Origin of the sequence: Paractinoplanes rhizophilus, assembly GCF_042664765.1 — a bacterium.
Lineage (GTDB): Bacteria > Actinomycetota > Actinomycetes > Mycobacteriales > Micromonosporaceae > Actinoplanes > Actinoplanes rhizophilus.
This window is the reverse complement of sequence record NZ_JBHTBJ010000012.1, coordinates 15,865-35,392: the sequence shown is the minus strand read 5'-3', so window position 1 is coordinate 35,392 and position 19,528 is coordinate 15,865. Positions and strand designations below refer to the sequence as shown.

Below are 19,528 nucleotides of genomic sequence, written 5' to 3'. Positions count from 1 at the left end.
GGGCGACCCGATCACATGAGCCGCCGGCTTGCCAGCAGAGCCGTGCCGGCGACCGGCATCGCGGTCGCCGTCGGGCTGTCCGGCTGGTTCAACCTGGTCGGCGGCGGATTGCGCTTCCAGGTGATCAGCTGCTGGCTGGCGGTCACCGTGTTCACCTGCCTGCTGTCGTATTACGCGTTCTGGGCGAGCCGCCAGATGGCGCCCACCAACTCGCAGCGCCGGTTCTGGAGCGCCATGGCGGTCGCGGCCGCCGTCTTCGCGATCGGTGACTGGGCGCAGCTCGTCACCGCGATCGCCGGTCCGCTCAGCGTGCCCGCGCTGACCGGCACCGGGATCGCCCGGACGGCCGCCCTGGTGATCGGCTGCGCCTGGCTCGCCGCGGTGCTGCTGACCTACCCGATTCCGCATCGCTCGGCCCGCGAGCGGCTGTGTTACCACCTGGACCTGGCGACCGTGGTGACCGGCGCCGCGGCCTACGGCGTCTACTGGACCCTGGCGACCACCGCCGACGACCGCTCGCCGATCGCCCATGACCTGGCCACCGTGCTGACCGGGCCGGTGGTGGTGATCCTCACGGCGTTCGCCATGGGCCGGCTCTACCTGAGCAAGGTGGTGCCGTTCAGCTGGCACATCGGCATCCTCGGCCCGATCGCCGCCGTCGTGGAGGCGGTGGCTCGCGTGGTCGGGCCGGAATGGGTCGCCGCCGGGCACCCCGGCATCAACTTCACGATGACCGCCGGATCGCACCTGCTGCTCATGATCGCTGGGTGGGCGCAGTACCGCTCGGCCGGCGCCGGATCGGACCGCCGCCGCGACGAGCCCCGCCGGCGGTCGTTCAGCCTTCTCCCGTATCTCGCGCTGTGGCTCACGTTCGCCCTGCTGGTCGTCACGTTGGTGAGCAAGGGGTTCGATCTGCGGGTCTGGATCGCGGTGGCCGGATTGGCCGCGATCACCGGCGTGGTGGTGGCGCGGCAGCTCGTCTCGTTCGTTGCCAACGAGGAGCTCCTCGCCGAGCGGGACGGCCTGACCGCCCGGCTGCGCGAGATGGCTTTCACCGACAGCCTCACCGGCCTGGCCAACCGCGCGCAGTTCCTGGAGAACCTGGACGCCGCGCTGCACCGCCGCGATGGCGAAGTCGGTGTTCTCCTGATCGACCTGGACGACTTCAAGCCGGTCAATGACACGTACGGCCACGCGGCCGGCGACACGGTGCTGGTCGAGACCGCCGAGCGCCTGCGCCGCACCGCCCGCCCGGCCGACATGGTCGCCCGTCTCGGCGGCGACGAGTTCGCGATCCTCATCGAGGACGCCGGGCTGGACGACATCGCGACGGTCGCCGACCGGGTCGTGCGGGCCCTCGGCCGGCCGTGCGAGCTCGCCGGCGGCGCCGTGGCAACCGTCCGGGCCAGCGTGGGCGGGGCGGTGACGACCGGCGCGAACCGGGATGCCTCGACCCTGCTGCACACCGCCGACGAGGCGATGTACACGGCCAAGTCCTCGGGCAAGGGCTCGTTCCGGCTGGCCGGCGCCGCCGCCTGACGCCGGCTACTCCGTGCCGGCCGGCGGGACGCGGCGCAGGGCGAGCACGGCGATGTCGTCGCCGGGCCGTTGGTCGGTGACCAGCGACATCGCCGCGTTGCAGGCCGCCTCCGGGTGGTCGGCGTGAACCGCGTTGGTGAGCGCCTTGATGCCGACGTCAATGATCCGGTCGCGCCGCTCGACCAGGCCGTCGGTGTAGCACAGCAGCAGCGACTGTTCCGGCATCGCGACCGTGCCGGTCCGCCGGGGCGCCGCGGTCCGGCCGACCCCCAGCGGCCCGTCGACCGGGATGTCCGTCAGCTCGGCCGGCCGGCCCGGCGCCGCCAGCAGCGGCCGCAGGTGGCCCGCACACGAGATGCGCAGCGTTTCCCGGTCGGGGCTGACCATGATGTACAGCGCCGTGGTGAGGGTGCCGGCCTCGAAGTGGTGGATCTTGCGGTCGAGCAGGGTGAGCACCTCGGCCGGATCGTCGCCGGTCAGCGCGTACGCGCGAAGAGCGCTGCGGATCCGCCCCATCACGACCGCCGACGCCAGCCCGTGCCCGGACACGTCGCCGATGACCGCGCCCAGCCCGCCCGACGGCAGCGTGAACACGTCATACCAGTCGCCGCCGACCCCCAGCCCGTGGCCGGGCTGGTAGCGGGCCGCCACCTGCAGGCCCGGCAGGTCGGGCAGCTGCGCCGGGAGCAGGCTGCGCTGCAGGGCCAGCGCGGCGGCATGCTCCAGCTTCTGCGACCGCGACTGCCCGGCGACACCGGCCCGGCCGGCGGCCAGCTCGAGCAGCCGCACCTCGTCGGCGGTGAACGCGCGTGGCTGCCGGGTGCCCGCGTACAACACCCCGATGACCTGCCCGGCAGCGAAGATCGGCACGCCGGCCAGCGACCGGACGCCGCGGCGCAGCAGCGGCGCGATGTCCGCCTCGTCGCCGATCGCCTCGGCTCGGACGTCCGGCCGCGCGAGCCGGGCGATCCGGCCGGCGAAACCCTGCCCGATCGGGATGCGGAGGCCGTCGCGAACCTCGTCCGCCAGGCCCTTGGCCGCGGCCGGGACCAGGTGCCAGGCGTGCTCGTCGAGCAGGACGATCGCCGCGGTGTCGGCGTCGAGCACCTCGCAAACCCGTTCGACGACCTCGTCGAGGAGATCGGGGACATCCAGCCGCGACAGCGCCGCGTCGGCCAGCGACTCCAGACGGCGTAGCCGCTCGTCGGCGCTGGTGAGTGCGGGGGAGTCCACACCGGTCAGTGTAATTCCGGACCGGCCTCGCGGAGCCATGGAGTTCAGCCGCGCGAGTCTCCGGCCTCGAAGATCTCAGGTCCGGATCTTGCCGGCCGGCGTCCATAGTGGCTGATCGTCCGGGTCCATCGATCCCGGCCGCTTCGCGGGATCATCCGCGGCGGATGAAGACCTTGGTGCCGGGCGCTGGTTATGGTCCGGCGAACAGCGGCGAAGGGCCGGCTCCGCACGGGGTTCGAGCATGGGTACGACGCCGAAGGCAGCGGTTTCGATATGTCTGTGCGCAACGGTTGTCGGGTCGCCGCGCCCGGGGCGTGCCGGACGGGCACGCCGGGCGACCGTGATTTTCACCGCCCCCCGGACCGGCGCAGAGACCAGGAAGAGGGGACCGCCATGCCGGACAACCAGAGCCTCGGTGTGTACTCGGAGGTGGGCAGGCTGCGCAAGGTGCTGGTCTGCGCGCCCGGCCTGGCGCATCGGCGGCTGACCCCGACCAACGCCGACGACCTGCTGTTCGACGACGTCATGTGGGTGGAGATGGCCCAGCGTGACCACGCCGACTTCGTCAACAAGCTGCGCGGTCGCGGTGTCGAGGTGGTCGAGCTGCACGATGTGCTCGCCGAGACGATGGCGATCCCGCCGGCCCGGGACTGGCTGCTGGACCGCAAGATCGTCGCGAACGAGGTCGGCATCGGCCTGCTCGACGACACCCGGGCCTTCCTCGAGTCGCTCGAACCCCGGAACCTCGCCGACTTCCTGATCGGCGGACTGGCCACCAGCGACCTGCCCGACGAGTTCCGCTCCGGCTACGTGGCCCTCGCCCGGGAGGCCACCGGGATCCGCGAGTACCTCATGCCGCCGCTGCCCAACACCCTCTACACCCGGGACACGACCTGCTGGCTGTACGGCGGCGTCACGCTCAACCCGCTGTACTGGCCCGCCCGCCACGACGAGACCCTGCTGATGAAGGCCATCTACCAGTTCCATCCCGACTTCACCGGCGCCACCGTCTGGTGGGGAGACCCGGAGCGGGACTGGGGGATGTCGACCTTCGAGGGCGGCGACGTCATGCCGGTCGGCAACGGCGTGGTGCTGGTCGGGATGAGCGAGCGCACCTCCCGGCAGGCCATCACGCAGGTGGCGGCGGCGCTGTTCGCGGCCGGCGCCGCCGACCGGGTGGTGGTCGCCGGCATGCCGAAGCTGCGGGCGGCGATGCACCTCGACACCGTCTTCACGTTCGCCGACCGCGACATCGTCACGCTCTACCCGAACATCGTCGACGGGGTCCACACGTTCTCGCTGCGCCCCAGCGACCGTGCCCCCGGCGTCGAGGTGGTCGACGAGGGCGACCGCAGGTTCGTCGACGTCGTCGCCGAATCCCTGAACCTCAAGCAGCTGCGGGTGATCGAGACCGGCGGTGACGTGTACGCGTCGGAGCGGCAGCAGTGGGACAGCGGCAACAACGCGGTCGCGGTCGAGCCCGGCGTGGTGTTCACCTACGACCGCAACACGCAGACCAACGCCCTGCTGCGCCGGGCCGGCGTCGAGGTCATCACGATCGTCGGCGCCGAGCTCGGGCGCGGCCGCGGCGGCGGCCACTGCATGACGTGCCCGCTGATCCGCGACGCCGTCGACTTCTGAGTGCGTGCCGCGCCGGAGAGGTACACCATGGCAGAGCGCGAGGTCCGGAAGGCCAGACAACCGTCGCTGATCGATGCCATCGTCCCGCTGATCGCGCTGGCGGTGCTGATCGCCGGCTCGCTGGCGCTGTTCGGTCTGGACGCCCTGGACGGCCCGCTGCAGGTGGCGCTGGTGATCTGCGCCGCGATCGCGGCGCTGATCGCGCTGAAGAACGGGCACACCTGGGACGAGGTCCAGAGCGCCGGGCAGGAGGCGATCGCCTCGGTGACCAGTGCGTTGTTCATCCTGCTGGCGGTCGGCGCGCTGATCGGCACCTGGAACCTGTCCGGCACCATCCCCACGCTCGTCTACTACGGCATCCAGATCCTGTCGCCGTCGTGGTTCTACGCGGCCACGGCGGTCATCTGCGGGATCGTCGCCCTGAGCATCGGCAGCTCCTGGACCACCGCGGCGACGATCGGCGTCGGCCTGGTCGGCATCGCCACCCTGCTCGGCGTCTCCCCGGCGATCACCGCGGGCGCGGTGATCTCGGGCGCCTACCTCGGCGACAAGACCTCACCGCTGTCGGAGACCACCGTCCTGACCGCCCAGATGGTGGGCGTCGACACGCGCGAGCACATCAAGCGCCAGGTGTGGACCTCGGTGCCGGCGTTTCTCGTCGCGCTGGCCGTCTTCTTCGTCCTGGGTCTGGTGATGGCCCCGGACGTGCACGACACCGTGCCCACGTCCACCGAGCTGGCCGACCTCGACCAGCTCTTCTGGATCAGCCCGGTGAATCTGCTGCCGTTGCTGCTGCTGGTCGTGCTGTCGGTGCGCAAGGCCCCGGCTTCGCTGTCGCTGCTCGGGTCGGCGCTGTTCGCCGGCCTGCTCGCGGCGTTCACCCAGCGTCAGGTCATCGCCGACTTCATCGCCGGGCCGGGCAACGTGGTGGTGGAGTCGATCAAGGCAACCTGGCTGGCGATGGCGACCGGATTCCACGCCGACACCGGCATCGCCGACGTCGACCGGCTGGTCTCGCGCGGCGGCATGTCGAGCATGCTGTTCACGCTGTGGCTGATCTTCGGGGCGGTGACCTTCGGCGTCCTGCTGGAGAAGTTCGGGCTGATCGCGCGGCTGGTCGACCCGATGATCGCCTCCGCGAAAAGCACCGGCCGCTTGTTCTTCACCGTGTTCGCGTGCGCGTTCGGCCTGAACATCGTGGCCGGCGACCAGTACATCGCGCTGGTCCTCCCGGCGCGCGTCTTCCGCGTCGAGTTCGCCCGGCGCGGTCTGGCCCCGACGAATCTCTCCCGGCTGACCGCCGACAGCGGGACGGTCACCTCCCCGCTGGTGCCGTGGAACTCGTGCGGGGCGTTCATGGGCGCCACGCTCGGCGTCTCCACCATCCTCTACCTGCCGTACGCCATCTTCTGCTACGTCAGCCCCGCGCTGAGCGTGCTGTACGGCATCACCGGTTTCAAGATCGAGAAAGTCGAGCCCGTCGCGCTCGACCCGTCACCAGGACGGAGTGAATGATCGTGGCAGACACCTTCCCCGCCGCAGCCGGCCCCTCGGCCGCCCACACCTCGGCCGTCGACGCCCCGGCGACCGGCACGCTGGTCGCCGGCGCCCCGGGCGTCGATGTCCCGAGTGCCGACCCGCCGGTCGTGACGCCGGGCAAGATGAGCATGCCCACGCTCACCGGGATGGTGGTCGGCAGCATGGTCGGCGCGGGCGTGTTCTCGCTCCCGGCGCGCTTCGGCGTGGCCACCGGCATCCTCGGATCGCTGATCGCCTGGGCCATCGCCGGCACCGGGATGCTGATGCTCGCCTTCGTCTTCCAGAACCTCGCCATCCGCAAGCCGAACCTGGACTCCGGCGTGTTCATCTACGCCAAGGCCGGCTTCGGCGACTACGCCGGCTTCAACTCCGCCATCGGCTTCTGGGCCAGCGCGATCGCCGGTAACGCCTTCTACTGGGTGTTCATCACCGCCACCCTGGGCGGCCTCTTCGCCGGCTTCGGCGACGGCGACACCGTCCTCGCGGTGGCGCTGTCCACCGTCGGGGTCTGGCTGTTCCATTACCTCATCGCGCGCGGGATCCGCGATGCGGCGGTCATCAACCGGATCGTGACCGTCTTCAAGATCCTGCCCATCCTCGTTTTCATCGTCGTGCTGTTCGTCGCCTTCGACGCCGGCATCTTCGCCGACAACTGGACCGCCACCGGGTACGGCGACCTGGGCTCGCTCAACGAACAGGTCCGCAACACGATGATCATCACGACGTTCGTCTTCCTCGGCATCGAGGGCGCGAGCGTCTACTCCCGCTATGCGAAGCGACGCGAGGACGTCGGCCGGGCGACCGTCATCGGCCTGCTGAGCGTGCTGTCGATCTTCGCACTGGTGACGCTGTCCAGCTACTCGGTGATGACCCAGCCGGACATCGCCGGCACCCGCCAGCCCTCCATGATCGGTCTCTTCGAGCACGTGGTCGGCGACTGGGGCCGCTGGTTCATCAGCATCGCCGTCATCGTCTCGGTCCTGGGCGCCTATCTCGCCTGGACGCTGATGGCCGCCGAGGTGATGTACATACCGGCGCACAACGAGGACTTCCCGGCCTTCCTCGGCAAGGAGAACGCCAAGGCGACGCCGATCACCGCCCTCGTCGTCAGCTCGCTGGCCGTCCAGGTGCTCCTGGCCGTCACCCTGGTGCTGACCGACGCGCTGAACTTCATGCTCGACCTGTGCACCAGCCTGGCGCTGATCCCCTACTTCCTGGCCGCCGCGTACGCCCTGAAGATCGGCCTCACCGGCGAGGCCTATGCGGAGGTAGCGCCCCGGACGCGCCGCAAGGAGACGATCTTCGCCGGGATCGCGACCGCCTATACGCTGTTCCTGTTCGAGGCCGCCGGGCTGAAGTTCCTGCTGCTGTGCTCGGTGATCCTCGCGCCCGCGACGCTGCTGTACGTCAAGGCCCGCAGCGAGCGGGGCCGCCGGCTGTTCACCCCCACCGAGGTCGTCCTCTGTGTCCTGATCGTGGCCGCCGGAATCACCGGCGTCGCCGGTCTGTGGGCCGGCTTCATCACGATCTGACGCTCGCTCGGCAAACCAGCGCCCGCTACCGCGGCTCGCGGTCGTGGCCGGGATCGGCCGCCTCGGCCGTCGCCGGGCCGGCGACGCCGGTCGACGGTGCGCGTGACCGGTCCGGCCGGCGGATCTCGCTACCCAGCAGCACGCCGAGCGCGACCGCGACCATCGTCACCGCGGTGGACTGCAGGGTGGTGAGCCCGTCCAGCGGGTCGGCGCCGAGATACTTCGTCACGCCGAGCAGGCCGAGCGCGCCCGGCACCAACAGCCAGAAGGCGGGCAGGACGCTGACCGGCGCCGGTGGTCCGTTGCGGGCCCGCGCCGCCAGCCGGGCGACGGGCGTCATGAGCACCGCTCCGGCGAACGCCGACAGCACTCCGCCGAGGAAGAAACCCCCGATGACCTGACCCGCGTACGCGATATAGAGCACCAGCAGCAGCCACCCGAGCGAGGCCAGGCGGGCGCAATGATGCAGCACCACACCGGTACCGAACAGCGCGACGCCGAACCAGGTCGTCCAGGCCGGCAACGGCTGGGCGCCGACCGCCATGACGGTGTCGGCCGGGGCGCCGACCAGCTCGGCCCCGCTGGTGATGCCGAGCGCCAGCAGGAACAGGCGCATGCTGCCGGACGCCAGCCGCCCCGCGCCGGAGATCATCTGCCCGGTGGCCAGCTCGATCGCCGCCGTCGTCAGCAGCGCGCCGGGCAGGAACGTCACCAGCGGCGCCGCCAGCGGCGCCAGCACTCCGGTGCCCGGGGCGAGCCGGGCGACCAGGAATGCCCCGGCGGCCACGCCGAACGCGCTCAACGGCGGAAGAAACGGCTGCCAGCGGGCCGGCGCCCGGTCCGTCGCCAGCTGCAGCAGGCCGACCCCGGCGCCCAGCAGGGCCGCGGTCCACAGGCCGGTCCAGTCCGCGCGCAGGACCAGCGCGAGCCCGGCCGACAACAGCACATAGCCGGCCACCCGGACCGCCGACCCGAACGCCGGCGGCATCCGGCGGATCCGGTCGAGCTCGCCGAGCCCGTCCGCCGGCCCGACCCGGCCCCGTTCCGCGGCCCGCACCAGCCGGTGCAGCTCGTCCATCTGCTCCAGGCGAAGCTGGTCGATGCCGGCCGGCGCGACCGCGGTCTGCACCGTGCCCAGCGTGGGCGCGGTGACGAACAGCGCCGTCGCCAGCACCACGACCTCGGCGTTCGGAACGCCGTTGACCGCCGCCACCCGGCCGAGGGTCCGCTGGACCGAGGACACCGGCTCGCCGCCGTCGATCAGTGCCTGCCCGAGGGCCACGAGGAAGGGCACCAGCGACGCCGGAACCCCCGGGTGCGGTGGCCCCGGGACGGTCTCGCGAGGGGGGAGGCGGGTTATCCGGCGGCCGATCGCCACCGCGACGGCGCCCGCGGCCAGCAGCGCGCCGAACGCGGCGAGCAGCGTGGACACCGCGATGCCGGACCGCGCCGCGGCCGGGGAACCGGCGGAGTCCGGCGTCGGGACGGGTGCCGGGGTCGCCTGCTCCGGCGCCGGGGCGGCGGGGGCCGCGGTGGTGGCCGGAGGTGGCGTGGCGCCGGGCGACTGGCCGGCGGACGCGGGACCGGTGACCGGCGCGGAAGCGGCCAGGGCGAGGACGGCAGCGGCGGCGAGACCGGACAGGGCGACCAGGACGCGCGTCTCGTAGCGGGCGACCATGGCTCCTCCGGGACGCCGGGTGCTCCCGCATTCTCACCCACTTCCGGCGTGCCGGGCTCACCCGTGCGGGGTGAGACGGCGCCGGCCGGACAACGACGCCGGTCCGGCCGCGGATTGCCGCTAGATTGCTCACGAAGGCCATGAAGGAGCCTGGTATGGAATCAGCAGGGTTCAGGCCGCCGCGTACGGTCACCGCCGTCGTGGTCCTGGGTGGAATCGTGCTCGCCGTGCTGGGCCTGCGGGAGTTGGCCTGGCTGGTCACCCCGGTGGCGTTCGCGCTGGTGATGGTCATTCTCGTGCATCCGGTGCACACCTCGCTGGTGCGGCGCGGGGTTCCGTCGATCGTCGCGTTGCTGGTGTTGCTGCTGGCGATCTTCGGGATCCTGCTCGGGCTGGTCGCGATCGTGGTGTACGCGATCGCCCGGCTCGCCACGGTCCTGCCGAACTATTTCGACGAGGCGTCCGCCCAGACCCGGGAGTTGTCCGACTTCCTGGCCGAGCTCGGCGTCGGCCCGGAACAGATTCGCGAGATGGTCAAGGACATCGACCTGACGGTCGTGGCCGGCTGGCTGACCGCGCACATCCCCTCGGTGGTGGGGGCGGCCGCGACCCTGGTGCTCGTCTACAGCCTGATGATGTTCGTCGCCGTCGAGTCGGCCCAGATCGGCGGACGGGCCGCCGCCATGGTGGCGGATCACCCCCGGCTGGCCGGCGCGCTGGCCAGCTTCGTGGCGAACACCCGCAGGTACGTCGTCATCACCGGCGCCTTCGCGATCGTGGTCGGCGCGCTGGACTCCATCTTCCTGCTCATCCTGGGGATTCCGCTGGCGCTGCTGTGGGGACTGCTGGCGGCGGTGTGCAACTTCATCCCGTACGTCGGATTCCTCATCGGCCTGGTTCCGCCGGCCCTGCTGGCGCTGCTGACCCAGGGATGGCAGACGATGCTGCTGGTGATCGTCGTCTACACCCTCCTGAACTCGATCGTGACCACGTACGTCCCGGCGAAGATCGTGGGCGACGCGGTGGGCATGTCCATGACGGTGACCGTGATATCGGTGGCGTTCTGGTCGTGGACGCTCGGTCCGTTCGGCGCCATCCTCGCCATCCCGATGAGCCTCCTGGTCAAGGCGATCTTCATCGACGCCGTCCCATCGGCGCGATGGCTGGCCGGATTCGTCGACGCCGGCCCGAGACGGCGACGGCCCGCCCGAGCCGTGCCGGCCGCGGGGACGCCGCCGGCGCCGGGTGCGTGAGCAGGGGACGATCGGGCGTTCGTCATCGGACCGTCATATTTCCGGGGACCCCCCGCCACATGGCTTCGCGACGCTGATTGGTCACGAAGGAAACGGTCGTCCCGCGCGGACGAAGTCGCGAGGAGCGGATATGACAGCCGTGCCGGCGCTCGGCGGTGTGGGTGTGGAAGTGATCTGCGACCAGTGTGGCGCTGCCGCCGTGACCAACGGCTGCGGCATCCACGATGCCGAGGTGGTGTACGGCGCCGTGGCGGCGCTCGGCTGGTCGGGCTCGGCCTTCGCGACCGGGCCGCACGCGTGTCCGGCCTGCGCCGAGTGCATGGCCGGGGCGCGTCCGCCGGCTCGGCCGGAGCGGGCCGGCGACGCGCCCGGCACCTGGGTGTCGATCCGCCTGCTGCCGTCGGCGGCCGTCGTGCGGGTGACGCGCGACATCGACGCCGACGTCGTCCCGGACCTGCGGACCGCGCTGGAGCAGGCGTTGCGCGAGCGAGCGCGGGTGGTCGTGGACCTCGAGCAGGTGCACCTGATCGACTCGACCGGTCTGGGGACGCTGGTCCGGGCGCGCAACGCGGCCCGGCAGCGGCACGGCACGCTGGCGCTCGCGGCGCCGTCCCGGTTCGTGCAGACCGTGCTGCGGACCATGCGTCTGCACACGGCGTTTCCCGTCTACAGCTCCGCCGACCAGGCGGTGGCCGGGCCGGGCGTCCCGGAAACGGCCTGATCATGGCCGGCCGTCCGACGTGTACGCCCCGGGGCGCCGCATGGCTCGGCTGGCGGTTGTTCTCCGGCCGGATCCACGCGGATCAGCAGCGCCCACCTCGGCGTAGCCCACTGCTCACGAGCCCAGCAGGCCGGCGTAGTCGGCGATGGTGAGCGGGTCGGCGGACAGCGATCCGTCGCCGCGCGGGACGCCGAGGGGCCGGCCGTCGCTGGTGAACGAGACGGTGCCGACCTCGGCGCCCTGGCTGGTCAGCGTGCAGACGATCTGCCCGTACGCGAGAATCTCGTCACTGCGGGTCCCCTGCTGGCCCGCGCCACCGATCGCCACCACGGCCCGCCGCTGGTCGACGGCGATGCCGTCGATCGTCATGGTGCTCAGCGCCGTGCTCAAGCCGTCCTCGTGCTCCGCCGCCGTGGGACCGGCCAGCAGATCCTGCAGCGTCTGCTCGGGCGATCGGGCGGCCGGCACCCGGCGCAGCACCCGGGCCAGCCCGCCGTCGCGCACCAGGTAGAGGCGCTCGACGGCGCTGCCGAAGCGATCCGGGGCCGGCCCGCTCGAGCCGTACGAGATGCCCGGACTGCGCAGGTTGCGAGGCTCCTCGTCGACCGGCACGCCGCAGCCGCCCACGAACGCGGCCGCCAGGAGGACCGCGGCCAGCGCACGTGCCCTCACGAGCCGCATCCCGGCAGGTCGATGCGGAATCGGGCGCCGCCGCCCGGCCGGTCGAGCACCGTGGCGCTCCCGCCGTGCGCGGCGGCGTGCTGGGCCACCAGGGCGAGCCCCAGGCCGGTGCCGTCGGAGGTCCGTCGGGTGCCCGCGGCCCGGCCGCGCACGAAGCGGTTGAAGATCACAGCCTTGTCCTCGGGCCCGACCCCGGGCCCTTCGTCGTCGACCTCGATACTGCCGTGGTCCCCGGCGAGCCGCAGGCGTACGGCCGTCGCGCCGCCGCCGTAGGCCGCCGCGTTGTCGAGGAGGTTACCGAGCATCTGGGCGACCCGCCGCCGGTCGACGTTCCAGGTGGTGTCGCCCTCGGCCACCACGATGCCCTCGGCCAGGCCGCGCTCCCGGCAGGCGGACCGGGCGAGCCCGGCGACGTCCGCCGGCGCGCGCTGCGCGGGCTGGTCGCCGCGGGCGAGCGTGAGCAGGTCGTCGACCAGCTGCTGGAACCGGGTGATCTCGTCGGCGACCAGTCCGGCCGCGGTCGCGGTGCGCTCGTCGAGCTGGTCGCGGCGGCGGGTGAGGACGCTGGCGGCGGCGGACAGCGTCTGCAACGGGGAACGCAGCTCGTGGCTGACGTCGGCGGCGAACCGGCGGTCGCGCTCCAGCCGGGCCGACAGCTCGTCGACCATGTGGTTGAACGAGGTCGCCAGGCGCGCCAGGTCGGGCTCCTGGGCCGGGTCGAGACGCGCCTCGGACGCGCCGGTGGCGATGTCCTGGGCGGCCTGCTCGACGCGCACCAGCGGACGGAGCACGTACCGGCTCGCGTAGAGGCCCAGGCCCGCCCCGGCCAGCGTGGTGCAGACCGCGACCGCGGTGAGCACGATCGTCAGCACACCGAGCGTGTGGTCGAGCTCGGCCAGCGAGTCGACCTCGTAGAACACGGTGTCGGCGGCGATCGGGACGGCCACGACCAGCGTCGGGGTGCCGTCCGCGCGGACGCGCTGCACGGCGGCCGTGCCGGCAGTGGCGCGGCTCTGCAGCTCGGCGGGCACGGCTTTGGTGGTGCCGGCGTCGGCGTTTCTGGCGAACCATTCGCCCGAGCGGTGCAGCAACGCTCGCCGGCTCTCGCCGGTGTCGAGCGAGCGCAGCAAGGCCACCAGGTCGGGATCGGTGGTGGTGATGATGCCGGCCCGCATGACGGCGGCGTCGTAATAGGCGGCGCGTACGGCGGTGCTCTCGCGTTCGCCGAGCAGGGAGTGGCGGATGATCTCGTACGAGGCGAAGGCCATGGTGGCGGAGAGGGCGAACGCGCCGGCGGCGAAGCCGGCGATGACGCGGGAGCGGAGCCCGGCCCGGATCATCGTTGCAGCTTGTAACCGAGGCCGCGGACCGTGACGAGGTGCCGGGGCGCCGCGGAGTCCTCCTCGATCTTCTGGCGCAGCCGGCCGATGTGCACGTCGACCAGTCGCTCGTCGCCGCCGTCGTAATCCCACACCCGCTGCAGCAGTTGCTGCCGGGACAGCACCCGGCCGGGATGGTCGGCCAGCTCGCAGAGCAGCTGGAACTCCGTCCGGGTGACCGAGACGGGCTCGCCGCGGCGGCGCACCTCGCCCGCCTCGGGCATGATCTCGAGGTCGCCGAACCGCAGCACCGGCACGGCGTCCGGCGCCGCGGCCCGCGCGCGGCGGCGCAACGCGCGCAGCCGCGCGGTCAGCTCCTTGACCGCGACCGGCTTGACCAGGTAATCGTCGGCGCCGGCCTCCAGGGCGGCGACGATGTCGTGGGTGTCGTCGCGGGCACTGATCACCACGATCGGCACGTCGTCGGTGCGCCGCAGCTGCCGGATGCACTCGAAGCCGTCGATGCCGGGCAGCATCAGGTCCACCAGCACGGTGTCCGCGGGGGAGTCGCGTTGCGCGTCGAGGCCCTCCTCGGCGGTGGGCACGCCGGTCGCCGCGTACCCCTCGTCCTCGAGCGCGAGCACCAGCGAGAGCCGGATCCGATCGTCGTCTTCGATTACCAGAACTGCGGACACCACCACATCATCCCTGCTCGACGACGGCATCGGCGAACCGGGCGGCCGGATCCGGCGGACTGTCACGGAACTGTCATGGTGCCGCGGACGGGCCGCCACAACCGGCGGCGAATCTTTCCCCAAGACGTCAAGGGAGGGATGCCGATGCCCGGGCACGAGATACCGGAGGCGGTGGTGGTCGTCACCGAGTCGTTCGACGGCGTGTCGGTTCCGCAGTGGGGTCGGCTGATCGCCGAGGCGGTGGAGCTGCGTCCGCGCTGCCTGATCGTCGACCTGCGGGACAGCCCGCTGGTCGACGCGGCCGCGATCGAGGTCCTCCTGAAAGCGCACCGCGACATGATCAGCGGCGGGGGCCGGCTGGTGCTGCGCGCGCCGTCGCCCCGGGTCCGGCGCATCCTCCGCCTCGCCCGCCTGGAGCAGGTGTTCGAGGTCGACGACGACCTTCCGGCCCGGCCGGCGCCGGCCGTCCCCTCGGTGGCCAATTAGGGCTCGATGCCCACCCGGGGGCGCCCGCATCGGCGCGCCCCCGGGTGGGCCAGGGGGAGGGTTCGTAGAGCGCCTTCGATGCTCGACGGCGGTTGTGGCGGTCGTACCGCGGCCGTATGACGATCGCGTGACGACCGGCACCCATCCACCGTGCTGGATCAAGCTGTCATCCAACCGACACATCTCCGCCGGGCGGCCGCCACATCCCTCGCCCAGCCTGTGGGCGCGAGTTGGCGGGCCTCAGTCGCGGAGGAGGCGACCATGGTGTTCCCGTACTGGCTGTGGCCCGACGATGACGACCACGAGGAGGCCGAGATCAGTTTCGAGTGGGCGGACGAGACCGACTGGGTCGCGCGCCGCAGCGCCGACGAATGGCTGGTCGGCCGGGCCGCCGAGGCGCTGGCGACCGATCCGCAGGTGCACGGCCGGCGTCTCGAGGTCGTGGTGCAGAACGGCGTGGTCATCCTGCTCGGTGAGCTGGGATCGGCGGAGGCCAGGGAAGCGGCGGGACGCCGGGCCTGGACCGTCGAGGGCGTCATGGACGTCTGCAACCGGCTGACGGTGACCGGGGCGGACGAGGGCGGCCGGTAGGCCGAACCTGGCTAACCGCGGGTCAGCTGGGTCACCTCGCGCAGCCGCCCGTCCGGGGCGAGCCGGCCGAACATGAAGATCTCGGTGTCGATGACCTGGCCCTTGCGCATGACCGCGGTCAGCACGTAACGCGCGGCGACCACGTCGCCGGTCGTGGCGACGGCGTGCACGGTGGTGCGGATCTCGGCCGCCCGCTTGCGTCCCGAGGCGACGTGCGCGAGCAGCCGGTCCCGATCGAGAACGATGCCGTCGTTGGACAGCACGAAGCCGGGCGCGTGGTAGCGGTCGAAGACATCGGCGGGCTCCTCCGCGCCGAAGGTGATCTCCACCGGATAGCGGGTCAGGTAACCCGCCAGGTCCGTGCCGGGCAGACCGGCCGGGTGAGTGGCCATGACGACCTCCGCTGATTAAGTCTGACAGCCGTGTCAAACGTAACCGTACCCGTTAGCCTTGACAACCGTGTCCAACTTTTCCGGTACGAGGCGTCGGCGGGCCGACGCCGAGCGCAGCCGGACCGCCGTGCTGCGGGCGGCGATCGAGCTGCTCGGCCGCCGGCCGCAGGCGAACATGGAGGAGATCGCCGCGGCCGCGGGGGTGACGCGCCAGACCGTGTACGCCCACTTCGCGTCCCGGGAGAGGCTGCTGGCCGCGATCCTCGACAAGGTGACGGCCGAGACGGTCGACGCCTTCGACGGGCTGGACCTGGGCGGGCTGCCCGCGCCGGCCGCCCTCGGGCGCTGGGTCGAGGCGTCCTGGGCGGTGCTGGCGCGTTACCCGATCCTGCTGACCGACGAGGTCGCGCAGCCGCCGGGCGACGAGGTCGACCGCCACCAGCCGATCGCCGGGCAGCTCCGGGGCGTACTCGAAAGGGGCCGGGCCGCCGGGCAGTTCGATGCCGGATCGCCGGTCACCTGGCAGATCGCCGCGATCGTGGCCCTGGGCCACGCCGCCGCCCAGGAGGTCGCCGCCGGCCGGATGTCGCAGGCCGACGCCGGCGTCGCCTTCCGCGACGCGGTGCTGCGCCTGTGCCTGCGACCTTCCGTCGCCGGCTCGTGAGGCGGTGCCTGCGGCCGCACCCCTCGGGCGCCGCCGTGCGGCGGTGACGGCGGCGAATTGTCGTGAGACTGTCATGTGGCCGCGTGCTCGCCGCCACGCGGCGGCGCGACCTTCGTGAGAAGCCGACGAAGGGATGAGCATGCCGCCATCAGCGTTCCCCGCTCCGCGTTCCCGGGAAGCCGGCCACCGCGGGCCCGACACCATCCGTGTCACGGAACACGCGGGCGTCGCCGTCGTCACGATCCGCGGTGGCATCGACGTGGCGGCCGTGCCGGTGATCCGCGACGTTCTCGGCTGGGCCGTGGAGCATCATCACCGGGTCGTGGTGGACTGGTCGCAGGCGGCGCGCATCGACCGCGACGGGCTCGGCCTGCTGCTCACGATGCAGGATCGGGCCCACCAGCGCGACGTCGACCTGCGCTTCACCGCCGTGCCGTCCGCGCTTCTCGCGGCGCTCCGCCAGTTGCGCGCCGAGACCCTGTTCACGCCGGGCGAGGGGCACCCCGGCCGGGGCCACGCGCAGCCCGCCGACGACACGCCGACCTTCGTGCTTCCGCGGCCCGGACCCCTGCGCTGGCAGGCCGGCGAGGCGGCCATGGTGATGGAGCAGCCGGCCGGCTGAGAGCCGTCACGGGCCGCCAGGTCGCGAGGCGACCTCGCTTAATAGGTTGACCCGTTCGGTAACCGGTGTAACGATTACGCCGGTTGCACTCGAACGGGAGGTCATCATGGCGGCGCGGGGAACGGTCGCGCGCTCCGGTGAGCCGGCGCTGTTCTGCGACATTCCGCTCGCCGGCCGCATCGAGCTGGCCGAGGCGCGCTTCATCGCCGCCTACAGCGAAGCGGCGGCCGGTCGCCGCGGCGCCGGCGAGGGCTTCGTCATGCCGATCGCCGGCGGGGTCGCCAGCTACGCCGAACCCGACTCGCCGCTCAACAAGGTGGCCGGGCTCGGCTTCGCCGGGCCGCCCGATCCGCTCGATCTCGAGGCGATCGAGCAGGCGTACGCCGCCCGGGGCGCCCCCGGTCCAGGTGGAGCTTTCCGGTCTCGCCGACGCCGCGGTGCTGGAGCTGCTGGCCGGGCGTGGCTACCGGCTGGTGTCGTTCGAGAACGTGCTCGGCCGGTCCCTCGGCGGCCCGGTCGAGCCGGTCGACGCGCCCGGGGTCGAGGTCCGGCCCAGCGGCGACGATGAGTTCGACGCCTGGCTGGAGGTGGTGGTCGAGGCGTCGCTGCACCCGGACGCGCAGGGCGTCCCGTGGCTCGAGGAGTTCCCGCGCGAGATCCTGGAGAACGCCGAGCGGGACGCGGCCGGCCTGGTCCGGCGCTATCTGGCCCGGCTGGACGGGGTGCCGGCCGGCGGCGGCAGCATGCGGACCGCCGACGGCATCGCCCAGCTCACCGGCGCCGGGACAGCGCCGGCCTTCCGGCGCCGCGGCATCCAGAGCGCGCTGTTGTCCGCCCGGCTCGCCGACGCCACCGCGGCCGGCTGCGACCTCGCCGTCATCACCGTCCAGCCCGGCTCGAAGTCGCAGCAGAACGCCCAGCGGCGCGGTTTCGACCTGCTCTACACCCGCGCCGTGCTGGCCCGCTGATCGCGCCGAACCCCGGTGGCAGCGCGCCCGAGGACCGCCACGCCGCGTCAGGCCACCGCTGCGAGCAGGCCCCGCAGGTCGTCCTCGCACGGCAGGCACGCGCGCAGGTGCGCGGCGATCCCCGGGTACCGCTGTTCGACATCGACGCCGGCCAGGATCAGTTCGGCGTACACGTCAAGCATTTCCATCGTCTGCCCGCAGCCGGCGTCGCGCGGGTCGGTGGCCAGGATGCGTTCCAGGTCTTCGCCGGTCATGACACCTCCCCCTCGTCGAGGTACCCCTCGGCCACCAGCGCCTCGCGCAGCTTGCGCCGGGCGTCGAACAGGGTCTTGTAGATGGCGTTGCGGTTGCCGCCGAACTTGGCCACCAGCGCGTCGAGCGGCACGTCGTGCAGCACCCGCGCCACGAAGAGGGCGCGCTGCCGCTCGGTCAGCCGGGTGTCGACCGCCCGGCGCAGCGCCTGCACCAGTCCGCGCTGATGCGCCTGGTGGTCGGGCTCCACGCCGAACCGGTCCGGCAGCCGGTCCCAGTCCTCCGCCTCGTAGGCGACGTGCGGCCGCTGCCAGAAATGCCGGCCCAGCTTGGCCGACACCTCGAAGATGACGAACTTGCACGCCCACGTGGTGAACCGGCTCTCGCCGCGGAAGGTGTCCAGCTTGCCGACGATGGTGACCAGCGCGTCGGCGGTGGCCTGGTACGACAGGTCGTCGAGCTCCGGGCCGCCGATCCGCCCGGTCGCGCTGCGCCGGTGCAGCTCGGCGCGGGCGACCCGCAGCAGCAACTCGTGCAGCCGTTCGATCGCCGCGTCCCGGGCCGGGCCGGTCGCGTGCAGGTCCGCGAGCCACCGCGCCGACTCGTGGTCGGGCGCGGCGGTCCGGGTCTGTTCGGCCGGGGTCATGCTCCGCACCCTACGTCGCGCGCCTCACATTCCGGTAAGACCGGCAGGCCCCGCGTCACCAACGAGGCATGACACTTCTGCTTCCCGGGGACACCTTCCCCCAGATCGCTGTGGACCAGTTGGGCGGCGGCGTGCTGCGGCTGCCGGAGGCCACCGCCGGCCACTACGGCGTGGTGCTGTTCTACCGGGGCTCCTGGTGCCCGTACTGCTCCGCGCAGCTGCGCGCGTTCCAGCGGGCCGCCGCGCTCGATGAGGTCGACGCGCGGGTGGTCGCGCTGTCGGTGGACGACGAGCCGACCACCCGGGCGTTCGCCGACAAGAACAAACTGCAATTCCCCATCGGGTACGGCGCCGACGCGGCCGCCGTGGCGAAGGTGACCGGAGCCGTGGTCAACCCCGACCCGGCCTACCTGCAGTCGACCGGCTTCGTCCTCGACCCCGAGGGCAAGGTCATGACCAGCGTCTACTCGAGCGGGGCGATCGGCCGGCTGGTCCCCGACGACGTGGTCGGATTCATCCGGTACGCCCGGGAGCACGCCGCGAACCCGGCCGGGTAAGCGTTCGGCGGGCGCTGCGCTGGTCGGCGCCGCGCCCGCCCCGTCGCGGCCGAGGATTACGGTGAGGTCATGCGCGCTAGTGATGTGTCGAGGCCGTTCAGCACGGTGACCGAGACGACTCCGGCCCGGGAGGCGGTCAAGGTCCTCGCGGCACAGGACCTGCCCGGGCTGGTCGTGCTCGACGGGCGAGGGCACCCGCTGACCGTGCTGGCCGGCACGCAGGTGCTGCGGATGGCGTTGCCCACCTACTGCCAGGACGACCCCGCGCTGGCGCGGGTGGTCGACGAGAACGCCGCCGACCTGATCTTCGAGGGCCTGGGCGACCGGACGGTCGCCGAGCTGCTGCCCCGCAGCCGGCCGGAGCTGCCGGTGGTGGCGCCCGAGGCGACCGTGCTGGAGGTGGCCTCGGTGATGGCCCGCTCCAACGTGCCGTTGGTCGCGGTCGTGGGACGCGACGGGGCGATGACCGGCGTGATCACGCTGGACGGGCTGCTCGACCGCATGCTCGGCACCTGAGCG

General features: G+C 72.4%; 21 protein-coding genes. 13 read left to right on the top strand and 8 right to left on the bottom strand.

Annotated elements, in window-relative coordinates:
- Positions 1 to 15 precede the first annotated feature (15 nt).
- Positions 16 to 1,539, top strand: a complete 1,524-nt coding sequence (locus tag ACFQS1_RS18250) for a diguanylate cyclase (RefSeq protein ID WP_378969629.1) — start codon at positions 16 to 18, stop codon at positions 1,537 to 1,539.
- 6 nt (positions 1,540 to 1,545) lie between these two features.
- Here ACFQS1_RS18250 and ACFQS1_RS18245 read toward each other — a convergent pair whose 3' ends face one another.
- On the bottom strand, positions 1,546 to 2,772 hold the full coding sequence (locus tag ACFQS1_RS18245) for a PP2C family protein-serine/threonine phosphatase (protein ID WP_378969626.1): 1,227 nt from the start codon (positions 2,770 to 2,772) through the stop codon (positions 1,546 to 1,548).
- Positions 2,773 to 3,165: 393 nt separating this feature from the next.
- Here ACFQS1_RS18245 and ACFQS1_RS18240 point away from each other — a divergent pair, with 393 nt between their 5' ends.
- The 3 genes from ACFQS1_RS18240 to ACFQS1_RS18230 are packed head-to-tail and all read left to right on the top strand — an operon-like array spanning position 3,166 to position 7,484.
- On the top strand, positions 3,166 to 4,413 hold the full coding sequence (locus ACFQS1_RS18240) for an arginine deiminase (protein WP_378969624.1): 1,248 nt from the start codon (positions 3,166 to 3,168) through the stop codon (positions 4,411 to 4,413).
- A 27-nt stretch (positions 4,414 to 4,440) separates the two neighbouring features.
- Positions 4,441 to 5,928 carry a Na+/H+ antiporter NhaC gene (gene nhaC / locus ACFQS1_RS18235; protein WP_378969622.1) on the top strand — a complete coding sequence of 496 codons (1,488 nt, stop codon included), beginning with the start codon at positions 4,441 to 4,443 and terminating at the stop codon, positions 5,926 to 5,928.
- Between the two features lie 2 nt (positions 5,929 to 5,930).
- Positions 5,931 to 7,484, top strand: a complete 1,554-nt coding sequence (locus ACFQS1_RS18230; RefSeq protein WP_378969619.1) for a basic amino acid/polyamine antiporter — start codon at positions 5,931 to 5,933, stop codon at positions 7,482 to 7,484.
- 25 nt (positions 7,485 to 7,509) lie between these two features.
- Here ACFQS1_RS18230 and ACFQS1_RS18225 read toward each other — a convergent pair whose 3' ends face one another.
- On the bottom strand, positions 7,510 to 9,162 hold the full coding sequence (locus ACFQS1_RS18225; RefSeq protein WP_378969617.1) for a threonine/serine exporter family protein: 1,653 nt from the start codon (positions 9,160 to 9,162) through the stop codon (positions 7,510 to 7,512).
- 155 nt (positions 9,163 to 9,317) lie between these two features.
- Between ACFQS1_RS18225 and ACFQS1_RS18220 the strand changes: the two genes are divergently transcribed.
- Positions 9,318 to 10,415: an AI-2E family transporter gene (locus tag ACFQS1_RS18220; RefSeq protein WP_378969614.1), complete on the top strand. Its 1,098-nt coding sequence runs from the start codon at positions 9,318 to 9,320 to the stop codon at positions 10,413 to 10,415.
- Between the two features lie 130 nt (positions 10,416 to 10,545).
- Complete coding sequence (locus tag ACFQS1_RS18215; RefSeq protein ID WP_378969612.1) at positions 10,546 to 11,136, top strand: STAS domain-containing protein; 591 nt, start codon at positions 10,546 to 10,548, stop codon at positions 11,134 to 11,136.
- A gap of 114 nt (positions 11,137 to 11,250) precedes the next feature.
- Here ACFQS1_RS18215 and ACFQS1_RS18210 read toward each other — a convergent pair whose 3' ends face one another.
- The 3 genes from ACFQS1_RS18210 to ACFQS1_RS18200 are packed head-to-tail and all read right to left on the bottom strand — an operon-like array spanning position 11,251 to position 13,831.
- The gene (locus ACFQS1_RS18210) at positions 11,251 to 11,808 is read right to left on the bottom strand and encodes a GerMN domain-containing protein (protein ID WP_378969609.1); all 558 of its coding nucleotides are present in this window, start codon (positions 11,806 to 11,808) and stop codon (positions 11,251 to 11,253) included.
- Positions 11,805 to 13,157: a sensor histidine kinase gene (locus ACFQS1_RS18205; RefSeq protein ID WP_378969607.1), complete on the bottom strand. Its 1,353-nt coding sequence runs from the start codon at positions 13,155 to 13,157 to the stop codon at positions 11,805 to 11,807. Before ACFQS1_RS18205 ends, ACFQS1_RS18210 begins: the two co-directional genes overlap by 4 nt.
- Entirely contained in the window at positions 13,154 to 13,831 is a 678-nt protein-coding gene (locus tag ACFQS1_RS18200; protein WP_378969604.1) for a response regulator transcription factor, read from the bottom strand. The genes ACFQS1_RS18205 and ACFQS1_RS18200 overlap by 4 nt, the downstream gene beginning before the upstream one ends.
- Before the next feature lie 144 nt (positions 13,832 to 13,975).
- Here ACFQS1_RS18200 and ACFQS1_RS18195 point away from each other — a divergent pair, with 144 nt between their 5' ends.
- A complete protein-coding gene (locus ACFQS1_RS18195; RefSeq protein ID WP_378969602.1) occupies positions 13,976 to 14,317 on the top strand; it encodes an STAS domain-containing protein in 342 nt (113 codons plus the stop codon).
- Positions 14,318 to 14,578: 261 nt separating this feature from the next.
- Entirely contained in the window at positions 14,579 to 14,908 is a 330-nt protein-coding gene (locus ACFQS1_RS18190; RefSeq protein WP_378969600.1) for a BON domain-containing protein, read from the top strand.
- 11 nt (positions 14,909 to 14,919) lie between these two features.
- On the opposite strand, the gene ACFQS1_RS18185 is transcribed toward ACFQS1_RS18190, so the two are convergent.
- The gene (locus tag ACFQS1_RS18185; RefSeq protein ID WP_378969598.1) at positions 14,920 to 15,300 is read right to left on the bottom strand and encodes a nuclear transport factor 2 family protein; all 381 of its coding nucleotides are present in this window, start codon (positions 15,298 to 15,300) and stop codon (positions 14,920 to 14,922) included.
- Positions 15,301 to 15,367: 67 nt separating this feature from the next.
- Here ACFQS1_RS18185 and ACFQS1_RS18180 point away from each other — a divergent pair, with 67 nt between their 5' ends.
- The 3 genes from ACFQS1_RS18180 to ACFQS1_RS18170 all read left to right on the top strand — a co-directional run bounded on the left by ACFQS1_RS18180 (position 15,368) and on the right by ACFQS1_RS18170 (position 17,554).
- Positions 15,368 to 15,964 carry a TetR/AcrR family transcriptional regulator gene (locus tag ACFQS1_RS18180; RefSeq protein ID WP_378969595.1) on the top strand — a complete coding sequence of 199 codons (597 nt, stop codon included), beginning with the start codon at positions 15,368 to 15,370 and terminating at the stop codon, positions 15,962 to 15,964.
- Between the two features lie 139 nt (positions 15,965 to 16,103).
- Entirely contained in the window at positions 16,104 to 16,586 is a 483-nt protein-coding gene (locus ACFQS1_RS18175; RefSeq protein WP_378969593.1) for an STAS domain-containing protein, read from the top strand.
- Between the two features lie 407 nt (positions 16,587 to 16,993).
- Positions 16,994 to 17,554, top strand: coding sequence for a GNAT family N-acetyltransferase (locus tag ACFQS1_RS18170; RefSeq protein WP_378969591.1), 561 nt, complete (start codon positions 16,994 to 16,996; stop codon positions 17,552 to 17,554).
- Positions 17,555 to 17,601: 47 nt separating this feature from the next.
- On the opposite strand, the gene ACFQS1_RS18165 is transcribed toward ACFQS1_RS18170, so the two are convergent.
- Positions 17,602 to 17,808 (bottom strand): hypothetical protein, encoded by a 207-nt coding sequence (locus tag ACFQS1_RS18165; protein ID WP_378969588.1) that lies wholly within the window; start codon positions 17,806 to 17,808, stop codon positions 17,602 to 17,604.
- Positions 17,805 to 18,452 (bottom strand): sigma-70 family RNA polymerase sigma factor, encoded by a 648-nt coding sequence (locus tag ACFQS1_RS18160; protein WP_378969586.1) that lies wholly within the window; start codon positions 18,450 to 18,452, stop codon positions 17,805 to 17,807. The genes ACFQS1_RS18165 and ACFQS1_RS18160 overlap by 4 nt, the downstream gene beginning before the upstream one ends.
- A 68-nt stretch (positions 18,453 to 18,520) precedes the next feature.
- On the opposite strand from ACFQS1_RS18160, the gene ACFQS1_RS18155 reads away from it, so the two are divergent.
- A complete protein-coding gene (locus tag ACFQS1_RS18155; protein ID WP_378969583.1) occupies positions 18,521 to 19,009 on the top strand; it encodes a peroxiredoxin family protein in 489 nt (162 codons plus the stop codon).
- A 69-nt stretch (positions 19,010 to 19,078) separates the two neighbouring features.
- Positions 19,079 to 19,525: a CBS domain-containing protein gene (locus tag ACFQS1_RS18150; RefSeq protein WP_378969581.1), complete on the top strand. Its 447-nt coding sequence runs from the start codon at positions 19,079 to 19,081 to the stop codon at positions 19,523 to 19,525.
- Positions 19,526 to 19,528 lie beyond the last annotated feature (3 nt).